Below are 8,685 nucleotides of genomic sequence, written 5' to 3' on the forward strand. Positions count from 1 at the left end.
CATCAAGCGCATCGTGGCGGTGCCGGGGGATGAGGTCTATGTGGAGCGGGGGGTGGTGTACATCAACGGCAAACCCCTGGACGAAAGGCACATCACCGACCGCATCGCCCCCTGGCCCGATTCCTTTCCGGGGGTGTGCTACAAGGACGGGCGTATGACCCGCCTCCTCACCCAGCAGGGGGATTTTTCCGTGGAGCTTCTGCCCGCCTACCTGAGGCCCCTTAAGGAGATGCTCCTGCCTCCCTCGGAAGAGGTCCTGGCCCGGAGCCGCCTCACCGAGGCCTGCGAGGTGGGGCGCATTCGGCTTAAGAAGGGGTATTACCTGGTCATGGGGGATAACCGCACCTTGGGGGGTTCGGAGGATTCCCGCACCTTCGGCCCGGTGCCCGTGGAGGCCATCGCTGGCAGGGCCAGCTACGTGTGGTGGCCCATCTTCGTGCGGGATGAGGGGGGGCTGCGCCTGAACCTTAGGAGGCTTTCCCCGCCTCCCGCCTACCAACTGCCCTGAAGCACGGCCACCACCAGCCTCCCAGGGCCATGCACCCCCTTCACCATCACCTGGCCAATGTCGGCGCTTTTGGAGGGGCCGGAGTGGAGGCCTAGGGCGCTGGGAAGGGTTTTCAGGTCCAAGAGGGCCTCGAGGAGGCTAGGGTAGACCCGCCCTTCCTCCACCAGGACCAGGTGGACCGGGGGGAGAAGCTGGGCCCTCCGGCCGTCCTCGGAGGAGAGGGCCACGGTGCCCGTTTCCGCCACGGCAAAAAGGGCCCAGGATACGCCCAGGGGGGCCTCTTCGGGGGGAAGCTCGGGCAGGAGCCGGAAGGAGGCGGGAACCCCCCTTCCATAGGCGGCCCCGGGGAGGCCTTGGGAGAGCTCTCCCAGGAGCTTCCTGGCCCTTTCTTCCCCCAGGAGGTGGCCCTCGGCCCCGTTTTCCGCCAGGCGCTTTAGGAAGAGGTCCAGGGGGTTGGCCGAGGGAGGGGCGTGGGGGTGTTCGGGAAGAAGGGCCTTGGGCCGTTCCTTGAGGGCGTGCCCGATGCGGCTCAGGATGCGGGTTCTAGCGTCCATCCTCCTCCTCCAGTTCCTTCCAAAGCTCATGGAAAGGCCTAGGGCTTGGCTTTAGGGGGCCCCGCCCTTCCGTCCAGGCGCGCAGCAGGGGAAGGAGGTGCTGGGGCAGGGGGAGGCCCCTTAGGGCCTTGGAGAAGAGCCGGTAGAGGGTGGGGCTTTCCATCACCTTGGCCAAGGCCTGGATGGCGCCTCTTTCCCAGATGGGGGCCAGGCCCCGCTCCACCGCCCGCTTCCGCCAGGTGAGGAGGAGCTTGGGGATGGGGATCTTCACCGGGCAGGCCTCGTAGCAGGCCCCGCACAGGGTGGAGGCGTAGGGGAGGGGGTAGGCCTCCTCGAGGCCCAAAAGCCCGGGGTCCAAAACCGCCCCGATGGGCCCCGAGTACACGTAGCCGTAGGGGTGCCCCCCGGTTTGGCGGTAGACGGGGCAGGCGTTGAGACAGGCCCCGCAACGGAGGCACCGCAACACCTCCCAGGCCTCGGGGTCGTGGAGAAGGGTGGTGCGGCCGTGGTCCACCAGGACCACGTGCACCTCCTCTGGGCCCTCCTCCCCCTCTTTCGCCGGGCCCTGGATGAGGGAAACATAGGTGGAAAGCCGCTGCCCCGTGGCCGCCCGGGCGGTGAGGGGCAGGAAGAGGGCAAGGTCGGCAAGCCGGGGAAGGAGCTTTTCTATGCCCACAAAGGCCACGTGCACCTTGGGAAGGCTGGTGGAAAGGCGGATATTCCCCTCGTTTTCCATGAGGACCAGGGTGCCGGTTTCCGCCACCAGGAAGTTGGCCCCGCTGATGCCCAGCTCGGCGGTGAGGAAGGCATCCCGCAAGACCTTCCTGGCCACGGCGGCCAGGGCCTCGGGGGAGGCGTCCAGGGGGGTGCCGAAGCGCTGGTGGAAGAGCCTTTGGACCTCGGAAAGGGCCAGGTGGATGGCCGGGCCCACGATGTGGCTGGGGGGTTCGCCGAGAAGCTGGATCAGATACTCCCCCAGGTCGGTTTCAAAGACCTCCACCCCCAAGGATTCCAAAAGGGGGTTTACCCCAAGCTCCTCGGTGAGCATGCTCTTGGCCTTCACCGCCCGCTTCACCCCGTGCCGGGCCACCACTTCCCTCAGGATGCGGTGGGCGTCCAGGGGGTCTTCCGCCCAGTGCACCTGGACCCCGTTTTCCCTTAGGCGCTTTTCCGCCAGCTCCAAGTAGTGGTCCAGATGGGTGAGGAGGTGGTCTTTCACCCTCTTGGCCCTTTCCCTAAAGGCCTCGGCGTCTATTTCCCCGTAGGCCTTCTTGCGGCCTTCCTCAAAGTGCAGGGTGGCCCCGGTGACCGCCTCCCGCACCCCGGGTTTTTCCCTTAAGAGCTTGGCTGCCTCCTTGGGGTAGAGCTTGGCCTTAGCCTGCATACGCCTCCCATAAGAGGGTGGCCAGGGGAACCACCCGCAGGTTTTTCCCCTGTTGGCCCATTCGTCCGGAAAGGTGGAGGAGGCACCCGGCATCGGTGGAGGTGAGCACCTCCGCCTGGGGCAGGGTGGAAAGCTTGCGGTCGGCCATGGCCAGGGAGACCTCGGGGAGCTTCACCGAGAATAGCCCCCCAAAGCCGCAGCACTCTTCCGCCGCCTCCCAGGGCAGGACCTCGGCCCCGGCGTTCTGCAAAAGGCGAAGGGGTTCCTCCCTAACCCCAAGCTCCCTGAGGGCATGGCACCCGTGGTGATAGGCTATCTTTTTCCCAGAAAGCCCCTTTCCCAGCTCGGACACGCCCAACACCCGCACCAGGAACTGGGAGAGCTCGTAGACCTTCTCCGAAAGCCCCAGGGCTTCCCCGTTCCCGGGAAGGAGTTCTGGGTAGTGGTTTTTCACCATGCTGGCGCAGCTTCCCGAGGGCAGGACCACGTACTGGGCATCCTGGAAGATGCCTAGGGTTCGCTGGGCCAAGGACCGGGCCTCGTTCCAGTGGCCAGCGTTGAAGGCGGGCTGGCCGCAGCAGGTCTGCTCCTGGGGGAAGTCCACCTCCACCCCCAGGGCCCTTAGGAGGCGTACCGTGGCCACCCCCGCTTCCGCATAGAACTGGTCCGCCAAGCAGGTGATGAAAAGGGCTACCCGCATTTGCCCCTATACTACTTGCTTGGTCGGGGAGGCGGGTGGGGGCGGGTTGGCCCTGCCCTTTCTTGACCCTAACCCTCGGGGGGTGTATAATCTCAGGAACGACGCGCATACCTTTGCCTACACCAAACCCCAAGCGTAAAGAAGGAGCCCCAAGATGACCTGGAAGGAAGCCTACCCGGATATCCCCCTAGGCCAGGATGCCTGCGGCATCATCGCCATGGCGGAAAAAAGCGGCAAGCCCTCCCACCGCATCGTGCGGAGGACCCTGGAAAGCCTATACCGCATGGCCCACCGGGCGGGGGCCATCCGGGGAGAAGGGGATGGGACAGGTATCCAGACCGACATTCCCCGGGAGCTATGGGCCCGCTTCCTGGAGGAGGCGGGGCTGGAACCCGGGCTGGCCTTTAACCCCCGCCTCTTCGTGGGGCATTTCTTCCTGCCCAAGGACCAGGGGGAGCGCCTCGAGGAGTTCTATGACCTGTTGCGGCGGGAGGGCCAGGCCCTGGGGGTGCGGCCGGTCCTCTTCCGCCGGGGGGAGGTGGTGAGCGAGGTTCTGGGGCCGGTGGGGCGGCGCACCGAGCCCCTCTTCCTCCAGGTGGCGGGGCTTAGCCCCGATGGGGACGGCCCCTTGTGGGAGCTGGGCTTGAGGCTCGAGGCCCGTTTCCCCGTCCACGTGGTATCCCTTTCCACCTATAGCGTGGTCTACAAGGTGCGGGGGGCGGCGGAGCTTCTAAAGCGCTACTACCCCGAGCTTTCCCGGCCCGAGTTCAAGAGTACCGTGGCCTTGGGCCACAACCGCTACTCCACCAACACCCTCTCCACCTTTGAGCAGGTCCAGCCCTTTGGCCTTCTGGGCCACAACGGGGAGATCAACACCATTGAGCGCCTGAGGCGGGAGCTGGACCACCTGGGCATCCCCCGCACCGGGGGCTCGGACTCCCAGGACCTCAACCGCATGCTGGAGGGGCTCATCTACCGCTACGGCCTCTCCTTGCCCGAGGCCATGGACCTGGTCTTCCCTCCCGTGCTGGGGGAGGTGAAGGGCCTGGCCCCGGAGCTTCAGGACCTTTACCTGGCCCTAAGGCAACGCTTCGGCCCCTTGGCCCAGGGGCCTGCCGCCATCGTAAGCCGCCACCGGGATGAGGCGGTTTTTGCCACCGACGCCATGGGCCTAAGGCCTCTTTGGCAGTTTGAAACCCCCTACGAGATCGTTTTCTCCTCGGAAAGGGGGGTTTTCAACGCCGAGGAGTTCGTGACCGAGCCCAAGCCCCTGGCCCCTGGGGAGAAGGTGTATCTGCGCCTCACCCCCGAAGGCCCCAAGGTCTATCCCTTTGACCGGCACCAGCGCCTGGTGCTGGAGCGCATCGCCGCCCGCACCCCGGTGGCGGGGTACCGGGTGCACCTCTCGGGGCCCATCCGCCAGGCCCCGCCCCCCGTGGCCGGGGGAAGCGAGGTGCGGGTGGAGGAGAAGCCCGCCCCGCCCCCCTTGGGCCTGGAGCGGGCCTTTGGCTGGGACCGCTGGGACGGGGCCTACCTCGAGGCCCTGGCCAAAACCGGCAACGAGCCCATCGGCTCCCTGGGTTACGACGGCCCCCTGGCCGCTTTGAACCCGGAAAAACCCAACCTCGCCGAGTTCTTCAAGGAAACCGTGGCGGTGGTGACCAACCCGGCCATTGACCGGGAGCGGGAGATTGAGCACTTCTCCACCCGCACCCTCCTGGGCCGGCGCCCCTTGCCCGACGGCCGGGGTGGGGGCAGGGTAGAGGAGCTTCTTTTGCCCATCGTCTTGGAGGAGGACCAGGGCCTGGCGGAAAGCTTCGGCACCCTGACCCTGGAGGAGGTAAAGGCCCGTTTCCAGACCGCTACCTTGGTGCCCCAGTTCGCCGTGGAGGAGGGGCTTTTGGCGGGGCTTAGGCGCCTGGAGGAGGAGGCGGTGAAGGCGGTGGAGGAGGGGGCTGAAGTCCTCATCCTCTCCGACCGCGAGGCCTTCCAAGGGGGGGTATGGATCGACATCGCCCTGGCCCTGGCGGCGGTGAACCGGGCCCTTTTGCAGCGGGATGCCGAGGGGGTGGCCTTAAGGCGGCGCACCTCCATCCTGGTGCACTCCGGGGGGGTGAGGAACCTCCACGACGTGGCCTTCCTCCTGGGCCTGGGGGCGGAGGCGGTGGCCCCTTGGCTCATGGAGGAAAAGGCCCGCTCCCTGGAGGGGAGGAAGGGGGTGGCAGGGGTCCTCGAGGTCCTGCGCAAGGGCCTAGAGAAGGTCATCTCCACCATGGGCATCCATGAGCTAAGGGGCTACGGGAAGATCTTCAGCGCCATCGGGCTCAAGCCGGAGCTGGCCGAGTTCTTTGGCACCCGGAACTTCCTGGGTTCGGAAACCGGGGGGTATGGCTTTTTGGAGCTGGAGCGCACCCTCTTGGAGCGGGAGGGGTTCTTGCGAGCGGAAAAGGTCCTTCCCGCCAAGGACTTCCGCTTCAACCCCCGGATCTACAAGGCGGCCCAGGAGGTGGCCAGCGGCCAGGCTCCCTACAACCACTTCCAGGAAAAGGTGCGCTCTCTGGAGAGGGAAAGCCCGGTGGCGGCCAGGCAGCTTCTGGAGGTGCGCTTCCCGGAAAGGAGCGAGGTTTCCCCGGAGGAGGTGGACCTCTCCGTGGGGGGGCACTCCTTGCCCTTCCTCATTAGCGCCATGAGCTTTGGCTCCCAAGGGGAGGCCTCCTTCCGCGCCTACGTGGAGGCGGCCAAGCGCCTCAACATGCTTTGCATCAACGGGGAAGGCGGGGAGATCCCCGACATGCTGGGCAAGTACACCCACTGGCGGGGGCAGCAGGTGGCCTCGGGCCGGTTTGGCGTCCACGCCTACATGCTGAACTCCGCCAGCGTCATTGAGATCAAGATCGGCCAGGGGGCCAAGCCCGGGGAAGGGGGGCACCTGCCGGGGAAGAAGGTCTCCCCCAAGGTGGCCGCGGCCCGCAACGCCGTGCCCGGGGTGGACCTCATCAGCCCCTCCAACAACCACGACCTCTACTCCATTGAGGACCTGGCCCAGCTCATTGAGGAGCTGAAGACGGTGAACCCCAAGGCCCTGGTCTCCGTGAAGGTGCCCGTCATCCCCGGCATCGGCACCATCGCCGTGGGCATCGCCAAGGCGGGGGCCGACGTTATCACCCTCTCGGGGTTTGAGGGAGGGACGGGAGCCGCCAGGCTCCACGCCCTCAAGTATGCCGGCCTCCCCGTGGAGATCGGGGTGCGGCGGGCGCACAGGGCCTTGGTGCGGGCTGGGCTTCGCGACCGGGTGGAGATCTGGGCGGATGGCGGCCTTAAGACCGCCTACGACGTGCTGCGCATGGTGCTTCTGGGGGCGGACCGGGTGGGCATGGCCACCATGGCCATGGTGGCCATCGGTTGCACCATCTGCCGGGGATGCCAGCTGGACACCTGCCACGTGGGCATCACCACCCAGATTGAGACGGTGGAGGAGGCCCTGGCCCATGGCCTAAAGCGCTTTGTGCCCCAGGACCTGGACCGGGCGGTGGAGCACCTCACCCGTTTCTTTGAGGCCAAGGGGGAGGCCCTAAGGGAGCTGGTGGCCGCCTTGGGGGCCCGTTCCTTGAGGGAGCTTAGGGGGAGGGTGGACCTCCTTTACCAGCGGGACCACCTGGAGGAGCTGGACCTTTCCTACTTCTTCCTGCCGGTGGAGGAGCCCGAATGGCTCAAGGACACCTCGGCCCACGTCCTGAGGAAGCCTTTGAACCAGCTCACCCGCACCATCACCGAGGTGGTGATGGCCGCCTACGGGGAGGGTAGCCGCAGGCTGGTTTTCCAGGAGGGACCGGTGAACTCCACCGACCGCGCCTTGGGGGCCCACCTGGCGGGGGAGATGGCCAGAAGGCGCCTCTATGGCAAGGGCTTTGACGCCGAGGTGGAGCTCCGCTTTGATGCGGGAAGCGTGGCCGGGAATGGCCTGGCGGCTTTTAACCTCGAGGGCCTCAAGGTGGTGGTGGAGGGCGGGGCCCAAGACGGGGTGGCCAAGAGCGCCTTTGGGGGCACCGTGGCCATCCTCAAGGGGCGGAACCCCTACGGGGCCTATGTGGACGGCTCCGTGGGCAAAAGCTTCGCCTACGGGGCCATCGGGGGCCTCCTCATCGTGGAGGGGGTGGCGGACAGCCGCTTCTGCATCCGGCTTTCCGGGGCGGATGTGGTCCTGGGTGGGGAGCCGGAAAGGCCCTTGCGGGATGACCTGGGCAACCTGGCCGCCCGGGCCCAGGCCAAGGGGTTTGCCTTTGAGTACATGACCCGGGGGCGGGCCTTGGTCCTGGGGGACCCGGGGCCTTGGATCTGCTCGGGCATGACCGGGGGGCGGGTCTACCTCCGCCACTGGCCGGAGATGGGCCTCACCGAGGAGGCCATGAGGCGCCGTCTGGCCAAGGGGGCCAAGGTGGCGGTGAAGCCTTTGGACTTAAGGGGCGTGGAGGACGTGAAGGAGCTCCTTTCCGCCTACATCCGGGTGCTAAGGGAGGCCAAGCGGGAGGAGAAGGCCCGGCGCTTGGAGAGGCTCCTCGAGGACCCCGCCCAGCACTTCCGCATGGTGGAGCCCGTGGCCCAACAGGTGGAACAAGGGGTGAGCACGGAGTAGTCCCGTTTCTCCCTAAGGGTAGGGCGGTAGAAGGGCTTTATCGGACCCCACCTTGGCGAAAGCCGGGGTGGGGTGGAATCACACCAGCTTTTCCTCCACCGCCCAGCGCACCAGCTCCGCCCGGCTTTTCAGGCCCAGCTTCTCCGCCGCCCGCTCCCGATAGGTGGCCACCGTTTTTTCCGATATGCCCATGGCCTCGGCGATTTCCCTGTAGGAGAGGCCCTGGGCCAGGTAGCGGACCACCTTCAGCTCCCTTTCCGTGAGGACCTCCGGGCCGGGTTTGCGGACGGTCTGGGCCTGGATCATGCGGTAGAGGAGGTCTTGCGGCAGGTAGTGTTCCCCGCGGGCCACCGCTAGCACCGCATCCTCCAGCTCCCGCTCGATGGCGTCCTTGGGCAGGTACCCCGAGCCCCCGGCTTGGAGGAAGCGCTCCGCATACTCCGGCTCGGCATACATGGACAGGGCCAGGAGCCGGGCTTCCGGGTAGAGGGCCTTGAGCTTTTCCGCCACCTGGATGCCGTCCATGTCGGGCAAGGCGATGTCCAGGACCACCACCTGGGGCTTGGCCTGGGGGATCTTGGCTAGGGCTTCCTGGCCGGTTTCCGCCTCCCCTACGATCTCCACCTTGTTCTGCAGGAGGTAGCGCACCCCTGCCCGGACCACGGGGTGGTCGTCCACCAAAAACACCCGGATCATGCCTTCACCTCCTTTAGGGGGATACGGGCATAAAGGGTGGTGCCAAGGCCGGGAAGGCTTTCCATCTGGAACCGGCCCCCTAAGAGTTCGATCCTTTCCCGCATGCCCAGGATTCCCAGGCCGGGCTGGGCCTGGGGAGGAAAGCCTTGGCCGTCGTCCTCCACCACCAGGCTGATCTCGTCCCCTTCCTGTTGCAAGACCACGGACACC

7 protein-coding genes are annotated in these 8,685 nt (G+C 66.6%); 2 read left to right on the forward strand and 5 right to left on the reverse strand.

Annotated features, from left to right (window positions below):
* The coding region (locus Q0693_RS06585) for a S26 family signal peptidase (RefSeq protein WP_298630137.1) at positions 1–508 on the forward strand (508 nt) is incomplete at its 5' end.
* Here the strand turns inward: Q0693_RS06585 and Q0693_RS06590 are convergent.
* From Q0693_RS06590 to Q0693_RS06600, 3 genes are read right to left on the reverse strand one after another with little or no spacing between them, the layout of a single operon-like run.
* The gene (locus tag Q0693_RS06590; protein WP_298630139.1) at positions 493–1,062 is read right to left on the reverse strand and encodes an LUD domain-containing protein; all 570 of its coding nucleotides are present in this window, start codon (positions 1,060–1,062) and stop codon (positions 493–495) included. The two genes, Q0693_RS06585 and Q0693_RS06590, sit on opposite strands and share 16 nt — an antisense overlap.
* Positions 1,052–2,446 carry a LutB/LldF family L-lactate oxidation iron-sulfur protein gene (locus Q0693_RS06595; protein WP_298630141.1) on the reverse strand — a complete coding sequence of 465 codons (1,395 nt, stop codon included), beginning with the start codon at positions 2,444–2,446 and terminating at the stop codon, positions 1,052–1,054. The genes Q0693_RS06590 and Q0693_RS06595 overlap by 11 nt, the downstream gene beginning before the upstream one ends.
* On the reverse strand, positions 2,436–3,146 hold the full coding sequence (locus tag Q0693_RS06600; protein WP_243031869.1) for a (Fe-S)-binding protein: 711 nt from the start codon (positions 3,144–3,146) through the stop codon (positions 2,436–2,438). Before Q0693_RS06600 ends, Q0693_RS06595 begins: the two co-directional genes overlap by 11 nt.
* A 154-nt stretch (positions 3,147–3,300) precedes the next feature.
* Between Q0693_RS06600 and Q0693_RS06605 the strand changes: the two genes are divergently transcribed.
* Positions 3,301–7,779, forward strand: a complete 4,479-nt coding sequence (locus tag Q0693_RS06605) for a glutamate synthase-related protein (protein WP_298630144.1) — start codon at positions 3,301–3,303, stop codon at positions 7,777–7,779.
* Between the two features lie 78 nt (positions 7,780–7,857).
* On the opposite strand, the gene Q0693_RS06610 is transcribed toward Q0693_RS06605, so the two are convergent.
* Both Q0693_RS06610 and Q0693_RS06615 read right to left on the reverse strand, forming a co-directional pair.
* Positions 7,858–8,475: a response regulator transcription factor gene (locus Q0693_RS06610; protein ID WP_298630146.1), complete on the reverse strand. Its 618-nt coding sequence runs from the start codon at positions 8,473–8,475 to the stop codon at positions 7,858–7,860.
* Positions 8,472–8,685 (reverse strand): ATP-binding protein (locus tag Q0693_RS06615; protein ID WP_366140533.1); only part of this gene is annotated, 214 nt, incomplete at its 5' end. The genes Q0693_RS06615 and Q0693_RS06610, both read right to left, overlap by 4 nt.

Source organism: uncultured Thermus sp. (genome assembly GCF_938010445.1).
GTDB lineage: Bacteria > Deinococcota > Deinococci > Deinococcales > Thermaceae > Thermus > Thermus altitudinis.

Excerpts from the sequence above, each read along its gene's own strand:
- Q0693_RS06590 (WP_298630139.1), bottom strand. The coding sequence starts at position 1,062 with ATGGACGCTAGAACCCGCATCCTGAGCCGCATCGGGCACGCCCTCAAG.
- Q0693_RS06595 (WP_298630141.1), bottom strand. The coding sequence starts at position 2,446 with ATGCAGGCTAAGGCCAAGCTCTACCCCAAGGAGGCAGCCAAGCTCTTA.
- Q0693_RS06600 (WP_243031869.1), bottom strand. The coding sequence starts at position 3,146 with ATGCGGGTAGCCCTTTTCATCACCTGCTTGGCGGACCAGTTCTATGCG.
- Q0693_RS06605 (WP_298630144.1), top strand. The coding sequence starts at position 3,301 with ATGACCTGGAAGGAAGCCTACCCGGATATCCCCCTAGGCCAGGATGCC.
- Q0693_RS06610 (WP_298630146.1), bottom strand. The coding sequence starts at position 8,475 with ATGATCCGGGTGTTTTTGGTGGACGACCACCCCGTGGTCCGGGCAGGG.